Source organism: Clostridium sp. AM49-4BH, assembly GCF_003478335.1.
Classification (GTDB): domain Bacteria; phylum Bacillota; class Clostridia; order Lachnospirales; family Lachnospiraceae; genus Butyribacter.
The window spans coordinates 37434-64181 of record NZ_QUFB01000005.1; the positions used below are offsets into that span (position 1 = coordinate 37434).

A 26748-nucleotide genomic window follows, 5' to 3' on the forward strand; every position below is an offset into this window, starting at 1 on the left:
CCATGTCCTTTCTGCTCTCAATTAATACAATTTATCTAAAACATCATCGCTGATCTGGAACGTATGCTCCTGTGCCGGATAACTTCCTGCTCTCACTTCATCGCCATACGCCTGAAATGCTTCTTTCATAACGCTTCCGACATCTGCAAAACGCTTTACGAACTTCGGCACATAATCCGAAAACATACCTAACATATCCTGATAAACCAAAATCTGTCCGTCACATCCTGCACCCGCACCAATACCGATCGTCGGGATTGTCAATTTCTTCGTAATAATAGAAGCTAATTTCGCCGGAATGCATTCCAATACAACCGCAAAAGCACCTGCTTCCTGTACAGCCAAAGCATCCTCGATCAGCTTTTTAGCTGCCTCTTCGCTCTTGCCCTGCACTTTATTACCGCCAAATGCATTAATAGACTGCGGTGTCAGTCCCAAGTGTCCCATAACCGGGATACCCGCTGCCGTAATTGCCTTTATCTGTTCTACAACAGCAGCTCCACCTTCCAGTTTTACAGCGTTTGCACGACCCTCTTTCATTAATCTGCCGGCATTCATAACCGCATCGTAAACCGATGTCTGGTATGACATAAATGGCATGTCAACCACAACCATAGTATCTTTGGTTCCTCTTGCAACGGCTGCTCCATGATGGATCATGTCTTCCATCGTCACAGAAATCGTATCCTCATAACCAAGAATAACATTCCCTAAGGAGTCACCCACCAAAATACCGTTAATACCTGCTTCATCCATTAATTTTGCGGTGGAATAATCATATGCGGTGAGCATCGTTAATTTCTCACCTTTTTCTTTTGCTGCCTGAAATGTACTTACTGTGTTTTTCATGTTTCGTCCTTTCCGGATATCCGCTGCTCTTCAGTCGGATTCCTATCACTTAACTCAAAAAGCTGTCGCATGGCGGTATCATCTCGTCCCTTATATTTTTGTTCTGCGATCTTAACTAATACTTTGCCAAGCACTCGGTACACTTCCCCCGCCTCGCTGTCTGCCAAGCGTCTAAGTGTTTATGAACCGTTTCTGTATCACCACGATCTACCGGTCCTGTCAGAGCCGCTACCGGTCCCTTGTCCAACATATTGGACACATTACCCATAACAAGCGGACGAAGCAATCCAACGCTGTCCTCTCGTGCAAAACCACACTGTTCCAACAGATCCAACACAGTTTGAAACAATGCAATCATATCATTGCTCACCATCGCCGCCGCCGCATGATATTTTACCTTGTTCTCTGCCTGCAGATAAAGCACGGTATGTCCTAATTCACGAAACATCTGTGCCAGTGGTTCATATGCTGCCGGCATTCCCTCTGCCACCAAATAAGCAGTTGAAAAATTTTGATAGGAAGTAAATCGATCGCTGAACGCGTACATCGGATGAATCGAACAACCAACAGCTCCGGTCTGCTCGATTCCAGAAAATACATTAGATGACAAAGAGCCACTACAGTGGCACAAAATTTTACCTGTTAAATCGTATCCTGCAATGCAATCCCATACTTCACTGATCACGCCATCCGGCGTTGTGATCATCAGGGTGTCGCTCGCTTCTACAATGTCCTGCAATGTTTTATAAACCGTTGTATCGGTAAATTCTGCTGCTTGCACAGCACTCTGCGTAGTTTTACTATAGAAGCCTGTCACTTCTACACCGGCGTCACCAAGGTATTTCCCCATCGTTACGCCTACACGACCTGCTCCAATAATACCAATTCGCATATCATCAAACCTTTCTATGCTCTACGCACCTGTCTCTGATGCAGTTTCTCTCGAATACCGCTCATTCCTTGTGCAATTGTAATTGCCATAAAGATCACTTAACATCTTTCCTCATTATACAACCGCACAATCAGACAAATAATAGCACAGTCTCTTTTTTTTGTAAAGAAGCTAACTGCCTCCGGTATGTTTTGCTCTGCATCCCTCTACGTTACGAGCATTTTCCTATACCATTAAAAAAAGTAAGAAGCAGGGCTTACGCCCTGCCTCTTACATTACGTAATAATGCTTTAAGTACATGTAAAACCAGCCTCATAGAAGAGACCAATTCCTTTTTCTACAATTACGAAACAGTTCTAAAACAGTTCCGTTGGCCTGTATTATAGAAAAATATCTGCACAGAAAGGAGCAAAATTATTTCTGAGGACCTGCAGCAACAAGTGCCTTACCAGCCTCATTACCCTCGTACTTGGCGAAGTTCTTCACGAATCTGCCTGCAAGATCCTGAGCCTTAGCTTCCCAATCAGCAACATCTGCATATGTGTCACGAGGATCTAAGATTCCGCTGTCAACACCCGGAAGCTCTGTAGGAACTTCGAAGTTGAAGTGTGGAATTGTCTTTGTTGGAGCCTTGTTGATGTCTCCGCTAAGGATTGCATCAATGATTCCACGAGTATCCTTGATAGAGATACGCTTACCAGTACCATTCCATCCTGTATTAACAAGATATGCCTTAGCACCACTCTTCTTCATCTTCTTAACAAGCTCTTCAGCATACTTTGTAGGATGCAGCTCCAAGAATGCCTGTCCGAAGCAAGCGGAGAATGTAGGAGTTGGCTCTGTGATTCCACGCTCTGTACCTGCAAGCTTAGCTGTAAATCCAGACAAGAAATAGTACTGTGTCTGCTCAGGTGTCAAAATAGATACCGGAGGAAGTACACCGAACGCATCTGCAGAAAGGAAGATAACGTTCTTAGCTGCTGGTGCAGAAGAAATAGGACGAACGATGTTCTGGATATGATCGATCGGATAAGATACACGAGTATTCTCTGTTACGCTCTTATCTGCGAAATCAATCTTACCATTCTCATCCAAAGTAACGTTCTCAAGAAGAGCGTCACGCTTAATTGCATTGTAAATATCCGGCTCGGACTCTTTGTCAAGGTCAATAACCTTAGCATAGCAGCCACCCTCGAAGTTGAATACACCGTTGTCATCCCAACCATGCTCATCGTCACCGATCAAGAGACGCTTAGGATCTGTAGAAAGTGTAGTCTTACCTGTTCCGGACAAACCGAAGAAGATTGCTGTGTTCTTGCCGTCCATGTCTGTATTAGCAGAGCAGTGCATAGAAGCCATACCCTTAAGTGGGAGATAGTAGTTCATCATAGAGAACATACCCTTCTTCATCTCACCGCCGTACCATGTATTGATGATAACCTGCTCACGGCTTGTGATGTTAAATGCTACTGCTGTCTCAGAGTTTAATCCAAGCTCTTTGTAGTTAGATACTTTTGCCTTAGAAGCGTTGTAAACAACGAAATCCGGCTCGAAGTTCTCAAGCTCTTCTGCGGAAGGCTTAATGAACATGTTTGTTACGAAATGAGCCTGCCAAGCAACCTCAACGATGAAACGGATAGCCATGCGAGTGTCTTTGTTAGCACCACAAAATGCATCTACTACATAAAGTTTCTTATTAGAAAGCTCTTTCTTAGCAAGATCTTTCAAAACTGCCCAATTCTCCTCAGAAAGTGGATGATTGTCATTAGCATACTCATCAGAAGTCCACCATACAGTGTCTTTAGAGTTCTCATCCATAACGATGTACTTATCTTTAGGAGAACGACCTGTATATACACCTGTCTTTACGTTAACTGCACCAAGCTCGCTCTCCTGACCCTTCTCATAGCCTGTGAGATCTGCCTTAGTCTCCTCCTCGTATAACAACTCATAAGAAGGATTGTGCACAATTTCAGTTGTTCCAGTGATTCCATACTGTGTTAAATTAATTTCTGCCATCTTGAATCTAACTCCTTTTCTTATAATATAGTGTGATAACATTGCGGCTGTCATGCCTCTTTCCCGCATAGATCAAGCATTTGCACGCTGTCCCTGCAGTGGACCTTTTTCAGCCATCGCAACCATTATACATGATTTGTCAAGAAAAAGCACTAAAAAAATAAATTTTATCCAAAAAAAGGCAAATTGACGAGAAACTTTATCGACAATCTGCCTTTTTTATGAATTATTTGGCAACGGTTCGATCTGTTGGATCGTAGTAGCCGCGCTTTGACTTCTTAATCTTCTTTGCCTTTGGTTTCTGAAATGGTCCTTTGGAAAATTTATCTCGAATCGTCGTTGTCGACTGAGGTGCATGATCGTAAATCCATTTGGCATCCTCCACCTGCAGACGAATACAACCATGCGATGCCGCCTTGCCAAGCTTGCGGTATTCTGCCGCTTGCAAAGAATAGTGATTGCCCAAACGATCATAGGTTACTGAATGGAACATGTAAGGGCCCGAATATCTGGTCGCATACTGGCCGTTCGAATTGTAACGCAGCACATGCCACCGTCCGGAACGACTCAAAGAATATGTCCCCTTACGCGTTGTGTGCCCGCTCATGCCCACCGAACAAACCATTGCTTTGACCGGAATGATGAACCCCTTTGCACCATCTTTTGCGTAGATCGTAACCATATTATCCCGCAGGCTGACTCTGATCTGATAACGTGCTTTACTGCCGAGCTTTTTGGTTGGATCAGACCGACGGCCTTTCTTATCAAAATACAACTTATATTTTTTGCCTTTGATACGCACATATTTCCAGCCATTACATACAGCATAACCGCTCTTTTGGCTAAAGAAATAATAGTCTTTTTTGATCTTGCGGTAGCCCTTCAAACGATTTCCTGCACTGTTATTATAGTATTTATAAGTTTTGCTGCCTTGCGTCTCCGTATGCCAGCCCGGTGAATTATCAGATTCCTGTTCCTCCTCAAGAATATCAAAATCCTGCTCAGCTGCGGCCGCAAGGCGAGTTAATGGATCGGCCTTCTGACTTTCTGCTGCCACACTGCCGGCACTATCGGAAATCATATAATGATTTGTTCCTATGCAGACACCTGCTGCCAGTAAAACGCTGCACAATCCCACTATAATTCGATTATTTTTAAATACTTTTTTCAAATCAGTTCTCCTTATACTTTTCTCTCATCATTGTATCAATAGTGTTTATATCATATCATCTCTAATCTTTTCATACAACACAAATGTCATATAATTTCATCCGGTCAACCGCCAAACCTGTATTATATATTTACGATGCAGCCAGACGATCTCTTGCCACCACAAAAGGCACCTCCCCCAACGATAGGAAAAATGTGTGAAATCTCTTGTCGCTGTATTGTTTGCCCCATTTCGCCTTCGCTTGTTTCTGCAAATCAATAATCTCCAAATATCCGAGCGTATACTGCATATATCCCGCCGGTTCGGCAACAACTGCATCAAATATCGTCCGACAGGCCGTCTTGTCATAGCCAAAATCCGTCAGATAATCTCGCACTTCCGCCTCTGTCCAGCCATTATAATTAACCTCCAGATCAACCTTTGCATAAATCGCTAACGTAAGCAGCGTATTTGTTTTCAAAAAACTTGCCACATTTTTCGTCAAACCTGCCAGAGAATAACTGTACAATTCCGCATAAGTCCCCCATCCTTCTGTGTAACCGCCGATGTTCACGACGCTCCGCACCGGCAAAGGATTCTGCGACTGGTAAAAACAATTTTGATATAAATGCCCCGGATAGCCTTCATGTGCAATCGTTGTAAACGCTTTCGTAAGGTCATACTTTGCATTCCCGTTCAAATAAATCACATTGTCCTGATATGCATCTAATGGTGTTGTCAAATAAAACGCCGGACTAATATGTTCTTCTAACGATTTGTCAACATACTTCATTTGACAAGACACTTCCGACGGCAGATCAGGAAATGATTTCTTGATCTGTTTCTTTAGATACTGCAATGTTTTGTCCGGCTCCTCTTCCGGGTATTTTACAGATAACGCTTTCTCATAAATAGAACCGTCCTTGACCAACAAATCGGACATTATATTTTTATTATCTTCAATCGTTTGATCCAATAATTTTAAAATATTTTTCATACTTCGATCAGTTCCCACCATTGAACGAACCAGATGCTGATAATATGCTTTTCCCTTCGGCAAATTGCAAAGACCTTCCTGATTTTTGCCGGTATCTGCCAATTCTTCCAAAGCTTTGATCAGCTTTTGATAAGCAGGGATCACGTTCTGCAGCACCGCGGAACGATTGCGTTTTGCATAATCTGCTTTCTGCTCCGCCGTAAGCGTCAGACCGCTTAGTCTCTCCGGAAAAGTCGTGATCATAAAATTCTTCTCCGGCAGTGCAACAAATTCCTTGCACTGCGTTATAATATCTTGCGCCGTGCGCTTGCTCATAAATAAACCTTCTTTGGATCTTTGTTGCTCAAATGTAATAATTTCATCAAAATAATCCGGAATTTTCTGCAACAGCTGAAGATAAGTATCAACACTCTCTTTGTCCCAAAAGTGGTACTCTGTGAGTATGACCGGAAGCTGTGTCTGTGTCCCTGTTGTTGGACTCAACGGTTCCTGATATTCGTCTACATTATCCCCTGACAGATCTTGTTTCCACACCGTATGTAAAACGTCATACGCCAACTGCTGCTCTTCATTTAACTTGTCATAATCATAACGCTCTAAAACTGCCAGTTCGTTTTCTGTCAGCATCCGTGCATTTTGCATTGCCTCCTTCGTATAATGCCCTAACGTAGGTTTCACATTTTTTATCCCATAATCCGTAGGATTTTTTAATGTATAATTTAATGTGATTCCATCACTGGTCACATTTTCCCGAAACACCTCTTGCAAAAACTGTTCAAAATCTGCACGAACCTCCTTTTTGCTTCGCGAATCATGAACGCTCGGATGCGACAATACATTGTCATCCTCCATCGAATAAATCGATGTTTTCCATCCCTTTTGCTGCCTGCCATAACACAACAATGTGCCACATGCTACAATGACAAGAAAACAGCTTACCATAATCTTTGCCGCTGTTTTTTTTGCATAAAACCGCTGTTTGCTTCTTCCTACATATTTTGCCATCTACTGAATGCCCCCACATTTATATTGCTATTTATAAAATTCTGACACTTTCCATCTCAGGAATACTTTCACAACCACATATCCATTTTGCAGCCAACAAACTAAATTGTTCTGCCATCAGGGGACTAAGACAATTGCCGCAGAACGCAAAGTTTTTGTGTGATTTCTTATTTTGTTTAGTCTCTGATGAATACATGCCTGAAGGAATGTCTGAGATGTCCCGGTTTAGCAAGGTATCATCGATTTTTGGACGGGACGCTTTCGCTACGATGTGCTACGTCACGTTACTTAATGTCTCTGAAATACGAGACATAAGTAACGACGAGCGCAAAGTCCCTTTCAAAAATGATGATTACCTTGCTTCCGGGACTTCGAGTTTCCGAAGGGCATGTAAATCAATCATCAGAGACAACAAAATTTAGAAATCACCTAAAACGAAAATGCGGCAAGGCAATTGCTATAGTTCCCTGATGGCAGAATCCACTAGGTAGTAGCTGCAAAATGCGATATAGCTATCGACATAATAGGCAATATGTGGCCTGTTAGCGTCTATGGACGTGTGAAGTTCGAGTTAAATACATGTATATGAATTAGCATTCAAATTATTCCGGGAATCACATTTCACCGCCACGTACATATATATGAATTAGCACGGAAATTATTCCGGCAATAAATAAAGAAAGAAAGGATACTCGCAATGAATAACAGAAGTGAGATGAATGTTTGCTGTAATTCCTGCTCCCGTCCTAGTACAGACTGTCCGAACACTGATCCCTTACGCGGCATGCCTCTAGGTATTGGCTATGTTCCTGTCCAAGAATGGGGACAGACGTATTGTCCTGATAAAGCATTACAACGCGGAACTATTTTTCCACCACTGGATCTGCCGTTTTGCGGCTGCATCCCTAAAGGATTTCGCTGTCAAAAAGGAGGTCTCTCATGAACGGAAATAAAATGAATCGACCGAACAATGGCTGTGGCAATCAAATGAATCGACCGAACAATGGCTGTGGCTGTGGCAATCAAATGAACCGACCGAACAATGGCTGTGGCTGTGGCAACCAAATGAACCGGCCGAACAATGGCTGTGGCTGTGAATCTGTGGATTTTTCACAAAATCTTATGAATTTATGTCGCGATGATCTTCTCAAAGTAATCAACGAAGTGAGCTTCGCTATGTATGACTGCTGCCTGTTCTTAGATACACACCCTATGGATTCTTGTGCATTGGATTATTTTCAAAAAATGAAGAAAAAAAGAAAAGCTGCCATGGATATTTATACTCGCAAGTTTGGTCCTCTTGTCCTTGACTGCGCCGGTGATGGCTGCACTTGGGACTGGGGACAGGAGCCTTTGCCTTGGGAATAATCGGGCATTAAAGGGCAACACAAGTTTAAGAATATATGAGAACGTTTTTTGTTGCGTTTCTTAAATTATAACTTCGAAAGGAAACTAAATTATGTGGAATTATGAAAAGAGACTGCAGTATCCTGTGAAAATCACACGCTGCGATCCAAAAGCTGCCATGATCATAGCAAGTCAATACGGTGGTCTGTACTCGGACAGTAGCAAATTGTTTTTAGGTAAATTAAATTATACTAAATACTTTTTATTCATATATCCAATTTTACCATTTTTCTCCACTTTTGCATACCATTTAATCGATGACCGAAATAACACTTTAACAGATGCATTGTTAGCCACACGGAAATACTGTTTTTTCTTTTTTATGTCCTGCCACAAAATCAACCCCACAGGACGCTTAACTTTAGCCTTCCATGTCTCCTTAAATATCATAGGCGTTCCGTATTTTCTCTTCAGTTTTGTCGTTGTGCTTCCCCATTTAGATATGTACAGATGTGGCGTATCTACAAGGCTCTTCCAATCACCACCCCACGCAAGACCTACTGCTTTGGATTTTGCAATTTTAGCCACCTTTCTCATTAAATTGGTATCATATAATTTCTTGGAATCGTTGATTGCAAAATCAACAGCAATCCCCCACATGTGTTGGCTGGAATAGTTGCTGCCTTTGGCATTAGTAACGATCTTCCCCGGTTTAGTCCGTCCCTTTGCATACAGGGCATCCTGCTGTTCCTTCGTCCGGAACCCTTCGGTAACGATCAGATAAATTCCTTTCTTTCCACATTCTCGCAATAAACAAGTTAATTTATAATCCATCCATGGATGCAGTTTTGACCTGTCTATTCTTACATCATGCTCTTTTTTCATTTCGATTTCTCGCTTTCTGTAGATCATCATTTGTCTATTGGTGTTACTTGTGTCTTTTGCATATATCCCCCTATTATTTCCCAGATAAAGACTCCCTGAAAAATCCACGGTGCCACCAAACAATGCAGATGTACCTGTTATTTTTGTTTCAATTGTATTTGCCGAGTTTGTGAACGACAACATTGGATAGATGGAATTATAGCAGCCAAGGATAGCTTTATCACCTGCTGTGGCGGTGTTGGAAAAATCCAAATAATTACCTCGAATAGTACACGTATTGATACGCGAATTGGCACTGTTTTGTATAAACACTCCACCATTATCAATATTGTTGAGTCTAGCTTTAGACATTGACTTAATATTTTTTGCCATAGATCCTGTCACCTGTTCCAGCGATACATCCACCAAATTTTCCATGTATTTCAATTCTTGTAATGTATCCGTTGCTACTCCCGTTTGCGTGGCAAGTGTATTCATGTCGTCAGCATAAAGAGCAACATTTTTTGCCTTTTTCCCATACTGATCTAATGATTTCGCACATTTATCAGTAGCGTTTTCTGCCTCATGCATGTATTTTTCATTCTGCTGCACTGCATGATTTGCTTTTAACACCTGTGTTTGCGCTCTATTTAACTGCGTTCTCCATAAATCAACCCTTCTGGAAGCTGTATCATAATTGCGTTCCCCTTTTTCTATAGCCTGTGCTAATTCTTTGACCCTTTTCTCTTGTTTTTCAAGCTCTTTATCTGTACCAGAAGAGGATGCCTTCATTTTATTCATGCCATCCTGTGCCAATTGATATTCTTGTTTTAGTTTTCTCAAACTTTCAGATACTTTCTGCTGTGTTTTTTCTGCATGCTCCAAGCCTACACGCACTGATTCTTGTTTGGATTTTTGCATGTTCAAAATATTTGTCAGCACCGTATTTTTTTCTTGCAAAGCAGTCAAACTATTGGCATTCTCTGCGTACCTTTCTTTAACGAGGCCCAATTCAGACCTCATCGTTGCCAGCTTTTTATTACAGGCCGTCACCGCACTTTTAAACTCTTTTTCCCCATCTAATACTATCGATGCCCCAATCTTTGCCTTGTTTGCCATAAATTCCTCCAATCAAAAAGGAGACCTTTTACAGTCTCCTAATCGCTTATATTCTTTTCCACAGTTATCTAACCTTTTCATATAGTCTGTTTAGCTATCATTTTTCTCCACTCTGCTAATTTACATGTTTTGACCAGTTTTCCAGTCTATTCATGTATTCTTTTTCTCTCCGGGTCTCTTCCATGCTATCTATAATGTTATTAACTTTTCCTGCCTGATCGTGGTCAAATTTGACCGTCAACCATGCAACTATTTCCATTATTATTATAAATGCACCAATGCCAATAAGCGCCCACCCCAAAATAGGACCAACAAACTTCTTAACAATCATTCCATACACTATCATGCACAATGCCCAAAACAAACCTCTAGTATATTCATTTTTCCTAAAAAACAAAACAATCAATAATATAAGCATTCCACTAATGGATATTGGCGAATAGTACATAATCATCCCCCCGTTTCTACAACAATCATTACAATATTTTGTACTAATATTATAATCCAAAACATCCTTATTTACAACAAAAAATCCCCTATTATATCGCTAAAAATCAAAATCTATAGGCTTTTCTATCTCATTTTCTGCTTTTATCAAATGCTCATAGTTTTGCCCTGTTTTATGTAACATATTCTCAACATCAAACAGCCTCATATATGCTTGATACAATTCTTGATACTCTCCAAACGAGAGCCACATTGTTTCCGTGTGACTAAAACCCAGTCTGGCCACACTTACATATTTCAGCCAGCCGAAGTCAATATTTACTCTGTCTCCGTCTGGCTCTCCTCGTTTTTTTCATCGACATTGGAAGCGATGCTCTTCGAGAATATCACATACAAATTTGCTGCCAGGTCATATACACCGCCTGCATTGTCTATGATGCTCTCTATGGCCTTTTTCGTCAACTCTGATCCGGAGGCTTTCGCACCATCTTCCAGAAACAGTCTCGCCGTGTTACGCACTGTCGCTATGTCAAGCGACACATTTTCCTTTGCATCACCAATTAGCTTTTTCTCAAACACATACAACGAGCATGAGTTCTGCATTCGTTTTCTGCAGCCACTCATTCGCCGGAAGCACTGTTAAACTGCCAGACTTTGGTGTTCTGCAGTAATCATCTACGGTAATATCATCAGATACAGATATGCCATTCTGCATCAGCTTTGCCATGCCGCCAAACGATGCAGAATACGCTCCAAACACTTTTGACGAATCGCCTTGACAATCGGCATCTGCAAATAATACCCTGTTACTTTTGCTTAACAAATATGCTATATTGGTGGCGGTCGTTGTCTTACCTACGCCACCCTTTAATGCTGCAACACATATGGTGTACATTATTACCCTCCTTCTTTGACGATCGTGTGCTTCGGTGTCTCCGTATACACATTTTCGCTGTGACAAAAGCTACACACTGCATTGCTCCGTCTGGTACTCCAATACTTTTTTCCACAACTTTTACAATGCACGATAAAAAACGGATCACTGACCCGATATTCGTCTTTCCACATAAATCCCCCTAACAAAATATCCGTCAGTGGATTTATTGACGGATGAACCATATGTTTGTTACAATAGATTTGTACGGTGTAACTTGTATGGTTCATCATAGGGGCAGTAGATTCGTCTACTGCTCTTTTTTTACTTTTGGCTGATACACCTGACTGATCGTATAGATAAATCCGCCACACGGACAAAACTTTTTGTCATGCCGCAGTGAATAGATCTTGCCGCACAATCTGCATTCTTTATGGCTGCCTAACGTAGTCGCCCTCTGTACTGTCATAAGGTTCTCCTTTCTTGTTCTCTAATCCCCCCGGCAGGCTAAACGCCGGGGGGATCAAAATAGGGTGGGAGTTTGCCCGTCATGCCGGTAGCTCAGCAATTTGTATTATCCCGCTTTCTCTTTTCGCTGCTTCGCAACTCTCTTGTATCCAAGCTGAAGCATGAGCGTATCTGCTAACTTACCAGTCACATTACAACGCACTGTATCTTTTTCCTCTGATGTTAATGTTTCAAAATCGACAAATTTGCCGGCTTTTTTAATTAATATTCTACACATAGAATCACCTCCAAAATTGTGACAATATATGAAGTGATCTGGTTGTCTTATGCTTGCTTAGGGCGTGTTTGTATCATCAAAACTGTATTGTGTCGTTATGGCACATCGTCTGCACGCTTTTCCACAATATGCTTAATACATATCCATTGAATGTCATCCCTTACTTCTTTGCATTCCTTTTTAACTTGCTATGTAATTCTTCCGGCAATCTTATTGTTGTTACCATACAATTTCTTTCCTTTCGTTTTGATGGCAATATCATACAAAAAATACCGAGGTTATCTCGGTACGTTAGCACCGAGGTTTGTCAATCAGCGCCAGCTCTCGCTTTCAGCGAGATTTTTTTCAAAAAAAATATAGTCTAATGGTATATTATATATAGCCGATAATTTTTTCGATTCATCATATCCAGGAATTTTATCTCCCTTTTCCCATCTTCTAACAGTAGATCTATCGACTTGCATTTTTTCTGCCACTTGTTCCTGTGTCATTTCTGCATTAACCCTTGCCGCCGCCAAACTAATTTGTAACACTTCCATCTTTCCTTTCTCCCCGTGTAGCCGATAGGTCAGCCTTCTTACCTAATCTCTACTCATTAGCTTATACAGAATCATCACCAGTAACACTACTGCTAAAAATCCCATACATATCTTTACCGGAATAGGCATCCCCATTTTAACACCTACAATAGTTGCTAAACAGAGAATTACAGTCAATGTGTGTCTAATCTTATCACTGCTTTTCATTGTATTATTATATACGATGTGCTATACTTCAAGTGGTTGGGGCTTTCGCCCCTCCCACCCTAGCTATCAACTCAGTCTTTTAATAAAGCAATGAGCGTTGCGAGTACTCCGACCGCTTCTATTATAAGACTTAATATCTCATAAGTTGATAGCTTTTTTCTTTTTGTCTTTCTTCTTTTTATTAGCCATCGTTTTCCTCCTTTCCAAACACATTGCACCTCGCTAATAGCGAGATGTCAACCCTTTTTGCGAGATTTTTTTTACTTTTTGTTGTATTTTTCTCGCTTTTATGATATTAGTATCTTATAAGGAGGTTGTATCATATGGCAGAAAACGAATATAAAAAAATTTTTGCAAAAAACCTTAAACACTATATGACATCGCAAGGCAAAAACCAAATGGATCTTATGCACGATTTAGGATTGAGTTCTTCAACCGTATCAAATTGGTGTACAGGTGCAAAACTTCCACGTATGGATAAGATACAATTGCTTGCAGATTATTTTCATATTATGAAATCCGACTTGCTAGAAGAAAAATCTGCCAGTAATACAGATGATTACTATCTCAATCCAGAAACAAGCAAAATAGCACAAGAGATTTATGACAACAAAGAACTATCCTTACTCTTTGACGCAGCCAGAGACGCAGATCCCGAAGATCTGCAAACTGTGCATAGCATGTTAATGGCATTAAAACGTAAAGAGCAGGGTAATTCATAATTATAGACTAAGGGGGTGACGCAAATATACGATGATATTAATAGTTTTCTAATCGACTTTGGAAATTCTGTACCTGCATCAGTAACGGTCAATGAAGATGGCAGTTATAGCATTTTTCTCAATGCAAGAATTTCCCACGAAAAACGGCTACAGGCCTATCAACACGAATTAAGACACATACTTAATCACGACTTCGAAACTGCAAACATTAACGTCAACGACATCGAATTGACAGCACATCACAACAAATTATGAAAATCTAGGAGGTACAAAATGATCTATCTAATTATATGGGCGGTTCAAGGCGCCATTTGGGGATTTGCAACAAACAAAATCGTTGAAAATAAAGGATATGATGAAAATTGGTTCTGGTGGGGATTCTTTTTCGGGCTCATCGCTCTTCTTGTTGCTTTATCCAAACCAACAGTATACCATCATTCCGAATACGAATCATCAGAGTATTTACCGCTCTCTAGCGCAGCTAATTCTTTCGTTGCAGAGCATCGCAAAAACAGCATGAATGATGGCGATTGGGAATGCTATTTTTGCCACAGAATAAACGCCGACTATGTTACCAATTGCGGTTGCGGCAAAAGCAAGGAAGAAAGCGAACAGCAAAAAGCAATAAATGCAAAAGCACAAAGGGAATTGCGCGAACGACAGAAAAAGCAACAAGATTCTATATCCGATAATGCTAATACCATTGAACTTATTAAAGAGTATAAGGAATTATTAGATTCTGGAGCAATCACGCAAGAAGAATTTGACAAAAAGAAAAGCGAGTTACTTTAATTGTGATATTCCGGAGTGATTTGGAACGTACTCCGGCGTCCTTCGGACCCGGAGTTTTTTATTGATTAACATAATAATGTACATTTAACTGGGGAGCCAAAGGGTGCTACGACAGCCACCGGACTTTACGAAAGGGGCTGATGCCAATGGTTACATACAGTGATTTATTTACTTTTGTGATTATGCTTTGCGCAGTGATTACTCTTGTTATATCGCTTATACGCAAAAAGTAACGCCCCAGCTTCGACAAAGTAAGGCGTTACTTTTTTCTTCTTATTTATGCCGGCGGCTAGTCTGCACCTAGCGTTTGGCTCTCTTGTTAAGTGTATTATAGCAAATCTGCTGTAAAAGTCAACTGCCCCCGGTCAACGACCAGAGGCAGTCAACACGTGTCTGGTGATACAAACACGCCCTAAGCAAGCTTATTATATCACACACAGGCACATTTTGCAAAGATGTGTTATTTTTATACACATTTTTATAAATTATACCAAAGGAGTGTGTGAATATGATAAAAACAGCCTGCGCCTATGTGCGTGTATCCACTGACAAACAAGAAGAACTGTCCCCGGATAGTCAGATCCGTGAAATCAAAGAATATGCAGCTAGAAACAATATGCTTATCTCCAAAATATACGTAGAAGAGCATGGCATTTCCGGCAAAAATGCCAGTAAACGCCCGGCATTTCAGGAAATGATCGCCACCTGCAAGGAGAAATCACATCCATATGATGTTGTGCTGGTATGGAAATTCTCACGATTCGCCCGCAACATTGACGAATCGACCTATTACAAATCAATCTTGCGCAAGAAATGCAATGTAGATGTCCAGAGTGTATCAGAGCCAATTATCGAGGTATGTATGGACGTTTGATCGAGATGGTGATCGAATGGTCGGACGAATTTTATTTATATAACCTTTCCGGCGAAGTTCATCGTGGAATGACGGAAAATGCTCTGCGAGGCGGTTACAACAGCAATGCGCCACTAGGTTACATCAAAAAGAAAGGCTGCATACCCGAAATAGACCCACCTAAAGCAGACATCGTTAAGTACATATATGATATGTACACGAAAGATGATATGGCAATGGCTGACATCGCTGCCAAGCTCAATGCTCTCGGTTATCGTAGCAACAGGGGTAGCAAATTTGAGTTAAAAACAGTCGCATACATCTTGGATAACCCCTTTTATATCGGGAAGATCCGTTGGAACTATTACGACAGAAACAATCACCAGCGTAAAAATGAGGATGAAATTATCATAGTTGACGGAAAGCATGAGCCGATCATTACAGATGAGCAATGGGGATTGGCACAAGCCAAGCGCTGCAAGGCAAGAAAACATGGTGGATTTGGCCGCAAACGAACTTCCGTTACTGCCGGGCATTGGCTGTCAGGCATGATAGCCTGTTCCGAATGCGGATCCAATTTAGGCTATCACCGTGATGTGCATTTTTTTAATTGCTGGAAGCATGCTAAAGGAGTGTGTCGTTCCACCAGCAGTATCACAGAAGCCAAAGCGATCCAAGAAGTTTTATCTGCACTACAGTCCCTTGCCGCCTCCGATTTTTACTATATATACAGCGAGCAAGCCGGAGCGGAAACGGATGACCTTGAGGTGAAACGTACTCAATCCGAACTTGACAGCTTGAGCGTAAAACTCAAGCGCGTAAAAGAAGCATACCGAAACGGAGTAGACACACTCGATGAATACCGAGAAAATAAGCAATTGATCATGGCACGACAGAACGAACTGGAAGCCAAGCTAGCTACCTTAGAAACACCTATCGCTCCAAAACAAAATCGCAAGAAAGTTGATTTTGGGGAAATAATCCGATTGATTCAAGATGAATCTGTTACCACAGAGCAAAAAGCCACCGCTATACGAAAAATATTTGATCATTTTGAATGGAATCGTGAGAAACAACAGTTTTCTGCATTTCTGTCTGATGATATAATGAGCACACAGTGCTCATCTTAGGAGTTTCTCCGAAACTCCATTATGATATCTATATAACAAATGCCGCATTTTAGACATTTTGGGGCAATTGCTACTATCCGAGTACGGTGGTCCTGACGGCGAAATTGGTGCTTCCATGCGATATCTGTCACAGCGTTATTCCATGGAAAACCGCATTGCGGCCGGAACGTTGACTGACATCGGCACCGAGGAATTGGCCCACTTAGAGATGGTTGCAACCATCATCTGCCAATTAACCAGGAATCTTACCCCGGAAGAAATCAAGGCTTCTGGATTTGACAAATATTATATCGATCACACCTTAGCCATTTGGCCACAGGCCGCAAGCGGCGAGCCTTTCAGTGCCAGCCAGTTCCAGAGCACCGGCGATACGATCACAGATCTTTACGAAGATATGGCGGCTGAACAAAAAGCACGCTTAACTTACGACAATATTCTCCGTCTTGTGAAGGACCCAGAGATTGCAGATCCGATTCGCTTTTTAAGAGAACGTGAAATTGTTCATTTTCAGCGCTTTGGTGAAGCGCTCCGCAAAGTACAGGATGAACGAGACTCACGCAACTTCTATGCCTTCAACCCACAGATCGATAAAAAATCATGCTAAAATTACATTGGGTTGAAGGCATTGCATTCCAACCCACAGATTGATAAAAAATCATGCTAAAATTACATTGGGTTGAAGGCATTGCATTCCAACCCACAAATTGATAAAATATTATGTTATAATTACTAACTACTTCCCATATCGGAGGTTACTGACCGATCCACATATTGTTATTATTTTATTGGCAAAATAGCAATATGTGGTCAGGCAGTAAATTGGGATACGCGATAGTTGTATGATGCTTATAAGGAGATTGTAAAATGACAATATTGAACATGATAGCTGCAGATGAAGAGATATCACAATTAAATAAAGAGTTAAAGGAAAAGACCGGACAGAGTCTGGGGTTTAATTATGATTGTTATACGGGAATAGAAGACTACAAAGAACATCTTCGAGAGTGTGCTAAAGATGGAAAAATAATAATACGCCCACAAGATGAGGCCGCGAGAAATAGATTTGCTACTGTGATAAGTAGACAATAAATTAGAAGGCGACAACGCTACCCAAAAGTTAAAGGAGGGATAAAATGACTCAAAAACATAAGGAAGCCAGTATGAAATTTATCGAGCATTTTGGATATTACCCAAATCATCCAAATGATATAGATTTTGATCAGGATGCCTATGCAGAGGAACTGTTAAAATGTGTCGAAGATAACTTTGATTATACAATAAAGAAGTATGGAACGGTGCCAAAAACAGAACAGCCTAAACCTGAAATAATTTGGGATTAAATACCACCAGTCGGAGATGACATGGTGGTATTTTTTGTATTACCGCACTTCGATCTGGCACATCTTCATTGCTTCTAAAGCATTCTTATGGCTTTCAGGCGTGACACCGGCGCAGCAATCCTGCAATACAGCAACCGGTACTTCCGGTAAATACGCTTTAACGAGCAATGCATTGGAAATAACACAAATATCCGTACACAGCCCCACCAACGTAATTTCTTCAATGTCTTCCTCAATAGCCAGTCTCTGTAAATAGTCTCCCAACTCTTTGGAGCCGAAGGTCATCTTCTCGAACACTTTGTCCTGTGGGCATTTCACCGTCTCTATATCCTCTGCCAGATTCCAACCGTCGGTTCCTTTGATGCAATGTGGCACCGGCAGATTTTTTCCTTCCTGCGTATCCATGTAATCATCAAAATGTGTGTCTTTCGTGTATAAAATCGTTCCTTCAAAGCCCTTAATTGTCTCAATAACGTTAGGTACAATAGCAACCGCTTCTTTCGTGCCAAGTGCACCGTCAATAAAATCATTTTGCATATCTACAACAATTAATACTTTCATAAATTCACTTTTCCTTTCCAACTATATCAAGCTTAAAAAGCTTCTAACGTTCTGTTTATTAACAACTCCAACTTCCCATACCTCAAGTCCTCCACAACCACATATTGCTTATTATGTCAATAACTCAAACTTCCCACACCCGAATGTACGCCAAAGTCCCATAATACTTATTACGGGGTACGTTTACTAACATTTTGTAAGGACAAAATCACTGCAAATATTTTGCCTCCATTCTCGACAAAACGCTCTTCTCTTGACACTCCTCGTCTTGCCGCAGCAATGCTTCCATCGATTTACGCTGTTCTACAGTAAGTGCATTTGAGAGATTTGCCACAATGAAATCCTTTTGTTCTGCCGTCAATAGCATCATTCTGCTTTTCGCACCAAATCCTATGCAAAAACGATGTTGCACGCTATTCGCATAATAAACAACATAGCCTTGTTCCATTAAAAAGTTCTCAGCTCTGATACCTGTCAAATATTCGCCATAGGTCTCCTGTACCAATTTTTGGGCAGATGCCACATGCTGCCAACATTCACAAAATGTAAAAGTTCCATCCCCTGCTAAAAATCCGCATAATTCCATAACATTTCTCCTCCCTGGCAAATCCAGCATCCCCATCTCATTTATCACTTAAGAATTTGTTCTATCTCCTGCAATTCTTCCTCACTAAACTCTAAATGTTCTATACAAGCCGCATTATCAATGATCTGCTGCTTTCTGCTTGCGCCGGCAAGTACTGTGACAACCGCCGGATTATGCAGGCACCAAGACAATGCCATCTGAGAAAGCGTCTGTCCCCGTCGCTCGGCGAGGGTATTTAACTGTTGCAATTTGCTGACCAATTCTTTATTCAATTGTTCTCCAAGCCATGTATTTCCTCTTCCCACGCGCGAATCTGTTGGAATCCCATTTAAATATCGGTCTGTTAAAAATCCCTGTGATAATGGAGAAAAGACAGCAAGTCCAATCCCATGCGCCAACGCGTATTGATCCAGACCATCCTTTTCCACTTGACGGTTAAGCATCGAATATGACGGCTGATTTGCAATAAACGGCGTCCCCAAGTCCGTAAGCAGTTGCTGCATTCTCTCGGTCTGCTCTGCATTATAATTCGAGATTCCCACATACAATGCTTTGCCCTGACGAACAATCTGATCCAACGCATGTGCCGTCTCCTCAAGCGGAGTATCCGGGTCAAAAACATGATGATAAAAAATGTCGACGTAATCCAATTTCATCCGTCGTAAACTTTGATCCAAGGAAGCGATCAAGTATTTGCGAGAACCATTTCGATCACCATATGGTCCGTCCCACATCTCATAACCCGCCTTCGTTGAAATGCAAAGTTCATCACGAAATTCACGCATTCCCCGGTCTAATATCCGCCCAAAATTTTCCTCTGCACTTCCATTATAAGGATTCCCATAATTATTCGCCAGATCGAAGTGTGTAATCCCCAGATCAAACGCTGTATGTACCATTTCTTCCATATCGCTGAAACGACCCTGATGCCCAAAATTCTGCCATAATCCCATAGACACTTTAGGCAGTTTTAACCCGCTGCGGCCACAACGCGAATAGATCATTTTGTCATATCTCTTATCACTCGGCAAATACATTTTCTGTTTCCTCCTGTTCCAAAAATAACAACATAACGTCACAATTCTCTTTCAGTGTATCATATATTTTACATAGAATCTATCCCAATCATTTTTTCCATAACAAACACGACGTACTCATCTCAGGAGTTCCCCGGAAATTCCATTAGGCATAGAAATCCTGTGCCGTTATTTATGACCGTATACATACAAACTGCAAGCAAATAGAAAATATATTTCCTGCAGATCTGCTGTGATCTGTCCATTCATCTGTTCTACAAGCTGACGTGCAATTGCCATTCCAAGTCCGCTCGACGTGGTACTCCTCGCCAGATCTGCCTTATAAAACCGTTCAAATATCCGCTCCACATCAATATATTCCGGGTGCATCACTTCATTTTGTACAAGCAGGCATGCCTCTCCCTCCTGCTCTGACAAAACGATCTTTACATGTCTGCCACCATGTTCCCATACATTTTTAATCACATTTTGCAGCACTCTGCGCATTGCCTGATCATTGCCAAGCACCCATAATGCGCCCTCCTCAAGCTGTAATTGCGGTTCCATCTGTTGTTTTTGCCACTCATTATAATACGAAAACAAGGCTTCTTTGACCAATGCTCCAAAATCGCATTTTGTCAAAGGAACCTCATAACTTCTGCTTTCCAATTTTGTGTAAGTAAACAACTCTTCTAACATATCCCGCAACGCATGAATGCGTTCTTGAATAATTTGCAAATAACGTGTTCGCTCCTTTGCATCCTCTGTATCCTCCAACAACTGAAAATACCCATCCAAGGAGGTTAACGGTGTGCGAATGTCATGTGACAGATTGGTATACGTCTGCACAAGTCTTTTCTCCTTTTGCACCCACTCCTGCCTGTTGCTGCGCTGCTTTTGCAAGATCTCATTCAATGAATCCGTTAATTTGCCAATCCCCAATATACGAATATCACTGACCAATATCCCATCACTTTGCTTGTCCTGCACAAACCGGAGTTGTTCCTCCAGCTTGCGCATCTGCCACCGCACCTTGACCAACAAATAGGACATTACCACCAACGCGGACAACGATACTGCCACATACCACGTCATACCAAATCCCTCTTTTCTATCTGTATTATATTTATCAAAGACATCACTATGAAATAGCCGACCACTAACAAGCACACATTGCGAATTTCTGTTGCAGTCATGTCAATCTGCAATGTTTTCATTTTGGTCGTCAGCAAATACGGCTGCAAGTCTACACTTCTGTCAAACAATTTCTTTATCACCGCAGAAATCCCCATGCAGGCAACCGGTGCCGCCCCCATGATCAAACACATTCCCAATGTCATGCTAAATGCCATACTTCGAATAAGCATTGCGATCGTCATACAAAGGATCAAAAACACATACTGCAATGCCATTCCCAGTAAAATCTCCGGCAAATATTTTGTCACATCACCCCATTTTATATAATGAAATGTTTTGTATACCGCAATGCTCTGCACAGCCAAGCTGATCAGATCAAATACGACTGTATATATCGCCATGGCGATCCACTTTGCATACACAAGGTGACGCCTATGTTCCATCTGCCCGCCAATATTTTTGATATATCCATTTTTGATATCTAACATCACAAACATTATCGCAAAAATAAGCGCCATCATTGTCAAAATACCCGATTTCAAATGCAATAAAAACATATCTAAGACTTCTACTGACTCTGCATCCATCTCGCTGGTGTCCTCGGAAACACCAAAAAATATTGTAGCGTTATTATCGTTCGCTGACTCTATTTCCAGATTTGCCTGGTCCTTTTTCTTCGATTCACTTGTCTGCAGACCATCTTTGTTCTGCTGTCCCGAAACATTCCCCTCTGATGTACTTTGTTCCTGTCCCGAAATATTCCCCTCTGATGCACTTTGTTCCTGTCTCGCAGCCTTCATATCATCACAGTTAAACTCTGTTGTCATAAAAACCAAGCCGATCATAATAATACTGATCACCCAAAAAGATCTCATCCGAAATATTTTATATAATTCCATGCGAATACTATTCCACATATTATTGCTCCTTTCACCGACAACCTATTTTTCTGCTGTCATATTCAAAAAATAACGTTCCAATTCTTCCTGGTAAATCCGTAATTCCCTCGGAAACACCCCCGCTTCAACCAACTGTGCATTGATCTGCGCGCTATCCTCCAGCCGTTCATACAAATACAAATGGTTGACATCGATCATCTCATAACGAGTTATTCCCAGTCGATCCAAAATCGGCATCGCCTGCTCCGGCTGATCTAATGTAAGTTCCAATCGTTTGCTGCATTGCTGTATCAACTGTTCCTGCGAAATCTCCTGTAGTAACACACCATTGTGAATAATCCCAAAATCCGTACACAGCTTTGATAATTCTTCCAAGATATGGCTGGAAATCAATATTGTAATATTTCGTTCCTCAGACAAACACTGCAACATATCACGGATCTCCACAATGCCTTGCGGATCCAACCCATTGATCGGCTCATCTAACACCAAAAAATCCGGGTTGCCTACCAAAGCCAAAGCAATACCAAGCCGCTGTTTCATACCAAGCGAAAAATGCTTTGTCTTTTTGCGCCCGGCATGTACCAGACCGACTAATTCCAACAATTCTTCTGCATATTTTTTATCACGGATTCCAAACAACTCTGCCTTAATCATAAGATTGTCCTGCGCTGACATATTCGGATACAATCCCGGCTGCTCAATAAGGCATCCCACTCTCGACCGTACTTTCGCTAATGATTTTCCGGAACAGCCAAATATCTCATACTCGCCAGCAGTTGGGTCCGCTAATCCCGCGATCATCTTTAAAACCGTCGTTTTGCCTGCACCATTCCTGCCGATAAATCCATATATCGCACCCCGCCGTATGTGCATATCCACGTGGTCAACTGCAACATGTTTGCCAAACTGCTTCGTCAAACCTCTCGTTTTCAATAACATTTCTCTATTGCCTTCGCTCATATTCATCCTTTCTGTGCTCTCTCTTGTTTTACATAGACTATCATAACTGCCATTTCCGAATATATCGCTAAGAAATAGTAAAGAAATAGTAAAGATTTATAAATGCGCGACCATACAATAACCGATTCCCCATACCGTTTGTATATATTCCTGCTCTGTAATTTTCTTAATCTTTTTGCGAATATTGCTGATATGAACATCCAATGTTTTGGTTTCCCCCATATACTCCTCCTGCCAAGCATAAGTAAACACTGCCTCTTTACTAAATACCTGCCCCGGATGTTCCAATAACAATTCCAAAATTGCAAATTCCTGTCGCGTCAAGTGTCCCAATTCTTGACCATCAATCATCACTCGATGCGTTTCCTTATCCAAATCCATCCCTCGACATTTTAAATGTGTGGACTCTTCACCTGCGCCATGCTGCAAATGTCTCAATTGAATCTGCACTCTGGCAATGACTTCCTTCACGTCAAAAGGCTTTGTCATATAATCATCTGCACCACTTGTCAACAGATCCAATTTTTCTTCCATCTCACCCTTTGCCGTCAACACAATGACCGGCACATTACTTGTTTGCCGGATCTGCTGCAGCACTTCTTCGCCGGATAATCCCGGCAACATAAGATCCAGCAAGATCAACTGACATTCATTGTGTTCTAACCACAACAAAGCCTCTGTCCCAGAAAACGCCTGACTACAGGCATACCCCGCCTTGCCAAGCGCTTCCTTCAATAAATTATTAATATGTAAATCGTCTTCCACGGTCAAAATAGTATACATTTTTCTCTCCAATATTACCCAATCAGCAAGCTGCCTTCCTCTTTTAACCAGCGCTCGCATTTTTTATAATCCGGCATCACCTTTGCCACTTCTGCCCAAAACTGCTTCGAATGATTCATGTATTTGCGGTGACATAATTCATGCACCACAACATAATCCAGCACTTCCGGCGGTGCTAACATCAACAAACAATTAAAGTTCAAATTGCCATTGCTGCTGCAACTTCCCCAACGGGTTCTCTGATGACGGATCGTAATGCGTCCATAAGTCACACCCATCCGGGCCGCATAATGCGCCACGCGCTTTGGCACCACCTCAACCGCCTGCTCTGCAAGCTCATGAATTTTACTGTCCGATAAATGGTACTTTGCCTTAGCCGCCATTCGCACTTTATTTCGCTGCACCATCTTTGCATAATTTTCTTCCAGCCAGCTTTGTTTCTCGTTCAAAAATCGAACAATGTCCCGCTTCGGCATCCGATTTGGCACACGTAACACCACCCGGCAGTCTTTTTTGATCTCCAATGAAATCGTTTTACGCCGGGAGCGGACAATTTGCACCGGAATATTTCCTATTTGATACATCATAAGCCGATATTCCTTTCTTCCTTTAACCTCTCATTTCGCCTACTCAAACTTCCCATACCTCAAATCCGCCGCGACCACATATTGCTTATTATGTCAGCATTAAAAAACTATTTTGCAGCCAATATATTAAATTGTTCTGTCATCAGAGAACTAAGATAATTGCCAAAGAACGCAGAGTTTTTATGTGATTTCTTATTTTGTTATGTCTCTGATAAATACATGCCTGAAGGAATGTCTGAGATGTCCCGGTTTAGCAAGGTATCATCCATTTTTGGACGGGACGCTTTCGCTACGATGCGCTACGTTACGTTACTTAATGTCTCTGAAATACGAGACATAAGTAACGACGAGCGCAAAGTCCCTTTCAAAAATGATGATTACCTTGCTTCCGGGACTTCAAGTTTCCGAAAGGCATGTAAATCAATCATCAGAGACAACAAAATCTAGAAATCACTAAAAACGAAAATGCGGCAAGGCAATTACTATAGCTCTCTGATGGCAGAAATCGCTCCTTGGTGGCTGCAAAATGCTATATAGTCATTGACATAATAAGCAATATGTGGTTGTGCAATAACTTCCGGTATGGGAAGTTTGAGGCACTTAAGTGTTGTCTCTGATCACGTGCACATATTCAATATGCGGTTGAATCTGGCGAAGCGCTTTATATTGTGGAGCCTCTTCTTGCTGCAATGCATCCAGGGCAAGTTGATACACTCGATGTTCATTCGCCCACCACACTATATATTCCAGTAATTGGTAAGATTCCTGTTCGGAAATGTTGTTACGGATTCCTTGCAAAACCCGGATTCCCACGCTGTCTCCTTGGGGAAACAGACAGTCCAATAACCGTTCCAGGTTAAATCCACTCACATCTGCCTGCAAATCCATCTTCTCACCGTGCAATTGACAGGAAAATCTGTCGATCGTCAAAACGCTCTCGTCTTCTTTCCCATCTGTACCTGCAACACCTGCCAGCCAATGATTGACCGCCTCCGTCGCTTCACGAGATAAATTACGATTGACCGCCGGGACACTAAGCACATTCAATGCAAGCTGCAATTCTGCCTGGCATGGTATTCTCTTAACCAAAGAGCCCGCAACCTTTTTGAACATTTTCTTAGGACCGGATTCCTCCGGCCGATACTTCTGTATCTGCTCTGCAACAAAACATTGCAGCCCTTTTGCATCATACGAGGAAATCTGCACCTCAACCTTCAATCGCTCTTCCATGAAATCATGCCTCCTCTTCCGGATAAACAATTCCCCACTCGCGGCGCAAACTTGTCATGATCTCCATGACCTCTTCCGTATACTCTGCATATATGTGCGATGTATCTCCTTGGATCGCCATTTCCATATCCTGCAATTCATACATAAGTGCATCCTCATGCGCACCGGCACGCACTGTCTCCTTCGTTCCGTCAACATAAGTGATCACCGCTTCCTCTGCGCGCGGATACTCCATGATCTCAATATAACCTTTTTCGCAGGAAATCATTCCCCTTTTGGGCTGCTTCGAATGCAAACTCAATGCCACTGTTGCCATTTGCGCTTCTGCATTTTTGAGTACGAAAACCGATGACTCGTCCACTCCGGTCGGTGCCGGATTATACTGCGAAAGCACGACGTCCGGTTTAGACTCCATAAACCACCGCACAAACGACAAAGCATATACACCGATATCAAGCATCGCACCGCCAGCAAGATTACGATTGAAAAATCGATTTTGCATATCGTATTCCTTAAAACTGCCAAAGTTCATCGTTATAAGATTCACCTTGCCAAGACGTCCGGAAGCCAAAATCTCACGTAATTTACGATACAGCGGCATATGATAGATCGTCATTGCCTCCGCCAAGATCAGCTTCTTTTCCTTTGCTAACGCACGTACTCGTTCCAGCTCTGCGCTATTTAATGTGATCGATTTCTCCGCCAAAACATGCTTGCCGCCACGTAAGGCTTTCTCCATAAACGGCAAATGCGTATTGTGGGGCGTTGTAATGTATATCACGTCCACATCCGGATCGGTAAACATTTCCTCAAAATCATCATACACTTTCTCGATCCCATACTTCTCAGCAAACGCAACAGCTTTCGAGTGCGTGCGGTTGCCCACCGCATAAATGTTGCGTCCACCCTTTGCCAACGCAGCCGCCATCTCATTTGCAATCACACCTGTCCCAAGAACCGCCCACTTAATCTCTGCCATAAGTTCTCTCTTTCCTTTGAATCCTCAATGTATGTTGTGGCACCAGTCACCACAGACACTGCAGCATCAGCCACCACACGTCGCAGCACCAGTTACCACAGACACCACAGCGTCAG

33 protein-coding genes and 1 pseudogene are annotated in these 26748 nt (G+C 41.9%); 10 read left to right on the top strand and 24 right to left on the bottom strand.

Going from position 1 to position 26748, the window contains the following annotated elements:
- Nucleotides 1-21: 21 nt before the first annotated feature.
- From panB to DW981_RS02590, 6 genes are all read right to left on the bottom strand, one after another.
- Nucleotides 22-849 (bottom strand): 3-methyl-2-oxobutanoate hydroxymethyltransferase, encoded by an 828-nt coding sequence (gene panB / locus DW981_RS02570; protein ID WP_022025998.1) that lies wholly within the window; start codon nucleotides 847-849, stop codon nucleotides 22-24.
- Nucleotides 846-983: a hypothetical protein gene (locus tag DW981_RS14975; protein ID WP_182434099.1), complete on the bottom strand. Its 138-nt coding sequence runs from the start codon at nucleotides 981-983 to the stop codon at nucleotides 846-848. Before DW981_RS14975 ends, panB begins: the two co-directional genes overlap by 4 nt.
- Nucleotides 965-1741, bottom strand: a complete 777-nt coding sequence (locus DW981_RS02575; protein WP_118506676.1) for a Rossmann-like and DUF2520 domain-containing protein — start codon at nucleotides 1739-1741, stop codon at nucleotides 965-967. The genes DW981_RS14975 and DW981_RS02575 overlap by 19 nt, the downstream gene beginning before the upstream one ends.
- Nucleotides 1742-2155: 414 nt before the next feature.
- On the bottom strand, nucleotides 2156-3760 hold the full coding sequence (gene pckA / locus DW981_RS02580) for a phosphoenolpyruvate carboxykinase (ATP) (protein ID WP_118506677.1): 1605 nt from the start codon (nucleotides 3758-3760) through the stop codon (nucleotides 2156-2158).
- Between the two features lie 226 nt (nucleotides 3761-3986).
- The gene (locus DW981_RS02585) at nucleotides 3987-4931 is read right to left on the bottom strand and encodes a L,D-transpeptidase (protein WP_118506678.1); all 945 of its coding nucleotides are present in this window, start codon (nucleotides 4929-4931) and stop codon (nucleotides 3987-3989) included.
- Nucleotides 4932-5061: 130 nt separating this feature from the next.
- Complete coding sequence (locus DW981_RS02590; protein WP_118506679.1) at nucleotides 5062-6912, bottom strand: DUF885 domain-containing protein; 1851 nt, start codon at nucleotides 6910-6912, stop codon at nucleotides 5062-5064.
- Nucleotides 6913-7696: 784 nt separating this feature from the next.
- Between DW981_RS02590 and DW981_RS02595 the strand changes: the two genes are divergently transcribed.
- The 3 genes and pseudogenes from DW981_RS02595 to DW981_RS02605 form a co-directional block, all read left to right on the top strand.
- Nucleotides 7697-7855, top strand: coding sequence for a spore coat associated protein CotJA (locus DW981_RS02595; protein ID WP_243034647.1), 159 nt, complete (start codon nucleotides 7697-7699; stop codon nucleotides 7853-7855).
- Nucleotides 7852-8280 carry a spore coat protein CotJB gene (locus DW981_RS15535; RefSeq protein ID WP_243034643.1) on the top strand — a complete coding sequence of 143 codons (429 nt, stop codon included), beginning with the start codon at nucleotides 7852-7854 and terminating at the stop codon, nucleotides 8278-8280. The genes DW981_RS02595 and DW981_RS15535 overlap by 4 nt, the downstream gene beginning before the upstream one ends.
- Before the next feature lie 91 nt (nucleotides 8281-8371).
- A pseudogene (locus DW981_RS02605) lies at nucleotides 8372-8464 on the top strand (manganese catalase family protein); the annotation flags it as partial.
- Nucleotides 8465-8505: 41 nt separating this feature from the next.
- Here DW981_RS02605 and DW981_RS02610 read toward each other — a convergent pair.
- The 8 genes from DW981_RS02610 to DW981_RS02630 all read right to left on the bottom strand — a co-directional run bounded on the left by DW981_RS02610 (nucleotide 8506) and on the right by DW981_RS02630 (nucleotide 12847).
- Nucleotides 8506-10242, bottom strand: coding sequence for a M15 family metallopeptidase (locus DW981_RS02610; RefSeq protein ID WP_118506680.1), 1737 nt, complete (start codon nucleotides 10240-10242; stop codon nucleotides 8506-8508).
- A 115-nt stretch (nucleotides 10243-10357) separates the two neighbouring features.
- The gene (locus DW981_RS02615) at nucleotides 10358-10690 is read right to left on the bottom strand and encodes a hypothetical protein (RefSeq protein WP_118506681.1); all 333 of its coding nucleotides are present in this window, start codon (nucleotides 10688-10690) and stop codon (nucleotides 10358-10360) included.
- Nucleotides 10691-11007: 317 nt separating this feature from the next.
- Nucleotides 11008-11292, bottom strand: coding sequence for a hypothetical protein (locus tag DW981_RS02620; protein WP_147352592.1), 285 nt, complete (start codon nucleotides 11290-11292; stop codon nucleotides 11008-11010).
- A complete protein-coding gene (locus DW981_RS02625) occupies nucleotides 11261-11584 on the bottom strand; it encodes a ParA family protein (protein ID WP_118506683.1) in 324 nt (107 codons plus the stop codon). Before DW981_RS02625 ends, DW981_RS02620 begins: the two co-directional genes overlap by 32 nt.
- A gap of 2 nt (nucleotides 11585-11586) precedes the next feature.
- Nucleotides 11587-11757, bottom strand: a complete 171-nt coding sequence (locus tag DW981_RS14980; protein ID WP_182434100.1) for a hypothetical protein — start codon at nucleotides 11755-11757, stop codon at nucleotides 11587-11589.
- Between the two features lie 116 nt (nucleotides 11758-11873).
- Nucleotides 11874-12032 carry a hypothetical protein gene (locus DW981_RS14985; RefSeq protein ID WP_182434101.1) on the bottom strand — a complete coding sequence of 53 codons (159 nt, stop codon included), beginning with the start codon at nucleotides 12030-12032 and terminating at the stop codon, nucleotides 11874-11876.
- 105 nt (nucleotides 12033-12137) lie between these two features.
- Nucleotides 12138-12308, bottom strand: a complete 171-nt coding sequence (locus tag DW981_RS14990; protein WP_182434102.1) for a hypothetical protein — start codon at nucleotides 12306-12308, stop codon at nucleotides 12138-12140.
- A gap of 311 nt (nucleotides 12309-12619) precedes the next feature.
- A complete protein-coding gene (locus DW981_RS02630; protein WP_118506684.1) occupies nucleotides 12620-12847 on the bottom strand; it encodes a helix-turn-helix transcriptional regulator in 228 nt (75 codons plus the stop codon).
- Between the two features lie 530 nt (nucleotides 12848-13377).
- Here DW981_RS02630 and DW981_RS02635 point away from each other — a divergent pair.
- The 7 genes from DW981_RS02635 (at nucleotide 13378) to DW981_RS02665 (ending at nucleotide 17891) form a co-directional block, all read left to right on the top strand.
- The gene (locus tag DW981_RS02635) at nucleotides 13378-13776 is read left to right on the top strand and encodes a helix-turn-helix domain-containing protein (RefSeq protein ID WP_118506685.1); all 399 of its coding nucleotides are present in this window, start codon (nucleotides 13378-13380) and stop codon (nucleotides 13774-13776) included.
- A 273-nt stretch (nucleotides 13777-14049) separates the two neighbouring features.
- A complete protein-coding gene (locus DW981_RS15540) occupies nucleotides 14050-14568 on the top strand; it encodes an SHOCT domain-containing protein (protein WP_243034644.1) in 519 nt (172 codons plus the stop codon).
- A gap of 508 nt (nucleotides 14569-15076) precedes the next feature.
- Nucleotides 15077-15442: a recombinase family protein gene (locus DW981_RS02645; RefSeq protein WP_118506711.1), complete on the top strand. Its 366-nt coding sequence runs from the start codon at nucleotides 15077-15079 to the stop codon at nucleotides 15440-15442.
- A 5-nt stretch (nucleotides 15443-15447) separates the two neighbouring features.
- Complete coding sequence (locus tag DW981_RS02650) at nucleotides 15448-16551, top strand: recombinase family protein (protein WP_182434103.1); 1104 nt, start codon at nucleotides 15448-15450, stop codon at nucleotides 16549-16551.
- 58 nt (nucleotides 16552-16609) lie between these two features.
- Nucleotides 16610-17155, top strand: coding sequence for a manganese catalase family protein (locus DW981_RS02655; protein WP_279220173.1), 546 nt, complete (start codon nucleotides 16610-16612; stop codon nucleotides 17153-17155).
- Nucleotides 17156-17415: 260 nt separating this feature from the next.
- On the top strand, nucleotides 17416-17640 hold the full coding sequence (locus DW981_RS02660; protein WP_118506688.1) for a hypothetical protein: 225 nt from the start codon (nucleotides 17416-17418) through the stop codon (nucleotides 17638-17640).
- 44 nt (nucleotides 17641-17684) lie between these two features.
- Nucleotides 17685-17891, top strand: coding sequence for a hypothetical protein (locus DW981_RS02665; protein WP_118506689.1), 207 nt, complete (start codon nucleotides 17685-17687; stop codon nucleotides 17889-17891).
- Between the two features lie 39 nt (nucleotides 17892-17930).
- Here DW981_RS02665 and DW981_RS02670 read toward each other — a convergent pair whose 3' ends face one another.
- The 10 genes from DW981_RS02670 to DW981_RS02720 form a co-directional block, all read right to left on the bottom strand.
- A complete protein-coding gene (locus DW981_RS02670) occupies nucleotides 17931-18452 on the bottom strand; it encodes an isochorismatase family cysteine hydrolase (protein ID WP_022025017.1) in 522 nt (173 codons plus the stop codon).
- A 208-nt stretch (nucleotides 18453-18660) separates the two neighbouring features.
- Nucleotides 18661-19038 carry a hypothetical protein gene (locus tag DW981_RS02675; protein WP_022025018.1) on the bottom strand — a complete coding sequence of 126 codons (378 nt, stop codon included), beginning with the start codon at nucleotides 19036-19038 and terminating at the stop codon, nucleotides 18661-18663.
- Nucleotides 19039-19082: 44 nt separating this feature from the next.
- Nucleotides 19083-20075 carry an aldo/keto reductase gene (locus DW981_RS02680; RefSeq protein ID WP_118506690.1) on the bottom strand — a complete coding sequence of 331 codons (993 nt, stop codon included), beginning with the start codon at nucleotides 20073-20075 and terminating at the stop codon, nucleotides 19083-19085.
- A 168-nt stretch (nucleotides 20076-20243) separates the two neighbouring features.
- The gene (locus DW981_RS02685; protein ID WP_118506691.1) at nucleotides 20244-21149 is read right to left on the bottom strand and encodes a HAMP domain-containing sensor histidine kinase; all 906 of its coding nucleotides are present in this window, start codon (nucleotides 21147-21149) and stop codon (nucleotides 20244-20246) included.
- Nucleotides 21146-22108, bottom strand: coding sequence for an ABC transporter permease subunit (locus DW981_RS02690; RefSeq protein ID WP_118506692.1), 963 nt, complete (start codon nucleotides 22106-22108; stop codon nucleotides 21146-21148). The genes DW981_RS02685 and DW981_RS02690 overlap by 4 nt, the downstream gene beginning before the upstream one ends.
- 24 nt (nucleotides 22109-22132) lie before the next feature.
- Nucleotides 22133-23053, bottom strand: a complete 921-nt coding sequence (locus DW981_RS02695) for an ABC transporter ATP-binding protein (protein WP_118506693.1) — start codon at nucleotides 23051-23053, stop codon at nucleotides 22133-22135.
- 96 nt (nucleotides 23054-23149) lie between these two features.
- Nucleotides 23150-23836, bottom strand: a complete 687-nt coding sequence (locus DW981_RS02700) for a response regulator transcription factor (protein WP_118506712.1) — start codon at nucleotides 23834-23836, stop codon at nucleotides 23150-23152.
- A 14-nt stretch (nucleotides 23837-23850) separates the two neighbouring features.
- Nucleotides 23851-24423 carry a M48 family metallopeptidase gene (locus DW981_RS02705; protein WP_022025025.1) on the bottom strand — a complete coding sequence of 191 codons (573 nt, stop codon included), beginning with the start codon at nucleotides 24421-24423 and terminating at the stop codon, nucleotides 23851-23853.
- A 600-nt stretch (nucleotides 24424-25023) separates the two neighbouring features.
- The gene (locus tag DW981_RS02715) at nucleotides 25024-25653 is read right to left on the bottom strand and encodes a hypothetical protein (RefSeq protein ID WP_118506695.1); all 630 of its coding nucleotides are present in this window, start codon (nucleotides 25651-25653) and stop codon (nucleotides 25024-25026) included.
- Between the two features lie 4 nt (nucleotides 25654-25657).
- On the bottom strand, nucleotides 25658-26632 hold the full coding sequence (locus DW981_RS02720) for a Gfo/Idh/MocA family oxidoreductase (RefSeq protein ID WP_022025027.1): 975 nt from the start codon (nucleotides 26630-26632) through the stop codon (nucleotides 25658-25660).
- Nucleotides 26633-26748: the final 116 nt, after the last annotated feature.

Coding starts and splice junctions, on each gene's coding strand:
- DW981_RS02615 (WP_118506681.1), bottom strand. CDS start 10,690: ATGTACTATTCGCCAATATCCATTAGTGGAATGCTTATATTATTGATT.
- DW981_RS02630 (WP_118506684.1), bottom strand. CDS start 12,847: ATGGAAGTGTTACAAATTAGTTTGGCGGCGGCAAGGGTTAATGCAGAA.
- DW981_RS15540 (WP_243034644.1), top strand. CDS start 14,050: ATGATCTATCTAATTATATGGGCGGTTCAAGGCGCCATTTGGGGATTT.
- DW981_RS14990 (WP_182434102.1), bottom strand. CDS start 12,308: ATGTGTAGAATATTAATTAAAAAAGCCGGCAAATTTGTCGATTTTGAA.
- DW981_RS02660 (WP_118506688.1), top strand. CDS start 17,416: ATGACAATATTGAACATGATAGCTGCAGATGAAGAGATATCACAATTA.
- DW981_RS02675 (WP_022025018.1), bottom strand. CDS start 19,038: ATGGAATTATGCGGATTTTTAGCAGGGGATGGAACTTTTACATTTTGT.
- DW981_RS02575 (WP_118506676.1), bottom strand. CDS start 1,741: ATGCGAATTGGTATTATTGGAGCAGGTCGTGTAGGCGTAACGATGGGG.
- DW981_RS02610 (WP_118506680.1), bottom strand. CDS start 10,242: ATGGCAAACAAGGCAAAGATTGGGGCATCGATAGTATTAGATGGGGAA.
- DW981_RS02690 (WP_118506692.1), bottom strand. CDS start 22,108: ATGTGGAATAGTATTCGCATGGAATTATATAAAATATTTCGGATGAGA.
- pckA (WP_118506677.1), bottom strand. CDS start 3,760: ATGGCAGAAATTAATTTAACACAGTATGGAATCACTGGAACAACTGAA.
- DW981_RS02625 (WP_118506683.1), bottom strand. CDS start 11,584: ATGTACACCATATGTGTTGCAGCATTAAAGGGTGGCGTAGGTAAGACA.
- DW981_RS15535 (WP_243034643.1), top strand. CDS start 7,852: ATGAACGGAAATAAAATGAATCGACCGAACAATGGCTGTGGCAATCAA.
- DW981_RS02715 (WP_118506695.1), bottom strand. CDS start 25,653: ATGGAAGAGCGATTGAAGGTTGAGGTGCAGATTTCCTCGTATGATGCA.
- DW981_RS02650 (WP_182434103.1), top strand. CDS start 15,448: ATGGTGATCGAATGGTCGGACGAATTTTATTTATATAACCTTTCCGGC.
- DW981_RS02720 (WP_022025027.1), bottom strand. CDS start 26,632: ATGGCAGAGATTAAGTGGGCGGTTCTTGGGACAGGTGTGATTGCAAAT.
- DW981_RS14985 (WP_182434101.1), bottom strand. CDS start 12,032: ATGACAGTACAGAGGGCGACTACGTTAGGCAGCCATAAAGAATGCAGA.
- DW981_RS02680 (WP_118506690.1), bottom strand. CDS start 20,075: ATGTATTTGCCGAGTGATAAGAGATATGACAAAATGATCTATTCGCGT.
- DW981_RS02595 (WP_243034647.1), top strand. CDS start 7,697: ATGCCTCTAGGTATTGGCTATGTTCCTGTCCAAGAATGGGGACAGACG.
- DW981_RS02700 (WP_118506712.1), bottom strand. CDS start 23,836: ATGTATACTATTTTGACCGTGGAAGACGATTTACATATTAATAATTTA.
- DW981_RS02665 (WP_118506689.1), top strand. CDS start 17,685: ATGACTCAAAAACATAAGGAAGCCAGTATGAAATTTATCGAGCATTTT.
- DW981_RS14980 (WP_182434100.1), bottom strand. CDS start 11,757: ATGTGGAAAGACGAATATCGGGTCAGTGATCCGTTTTTTATCGTGCAT.
- DW981_RS02620 (WP_147352592.1), bottom strand. CDS start 11,292: ATGCAGAACTCATGCTCGTTGTATGTGTTTGAGAAAAAGCTAATTGGT.
- DW981_RS02670 (WP_022025017.1), bottom strand. CDS start 18,452: ATGAAAGTATTAATTGTTGTAGATATGCAAAATGATTTTATTGACGGT.
- DW981_RS02645 (WP_118506711.1), top strand. CDS start 15,077: ATGATAAAAACAGCCTGCGCCTATGTGCGTGTATCCACTGACAAACAA.
- DW981_RS02635 (WP_118506685.1), top strand. CDS start 13,378: ATGGCAGAAAACGAATATAAAAAAATTTTTGCAAAAAACCTTAAACAC.
- DW981_RS02695 (WP_118506693.1), bottom strand. CDS start 23,053: ATGAGCGAAGGCAATAGAGAAATGTTATTGAAAACGAGAGGTTTGACG.
- panB (WP_022025998.1), bottom strand. CDS start 849: ATGAAAAACACAGTAAGTACATTTCAGGCAGCAAAAGAAAAAGGTGAG.
- DW981_RS02705 (WP_022025025.1), bottom strand. CDS start 24,423: ATGATGTATCAAATAGGAAATATTCCGGTGCAAATTGTCCGCTCCCGG.
- DW981_RS02685 (WP_118506691.1), bottom strand. CDS start 21,149: ATGACGTGGTATGTGGCAGTATCGTTGTCCGCGTTGGTGGTAATGTCC.
- DW981_RS02590 (WP_118506679.1), bottom strand. CDS start 6,912: ATGGCAAAATATGTAGGAAGAAGCAAACAGCGGTTTTATGCAAAAAAA.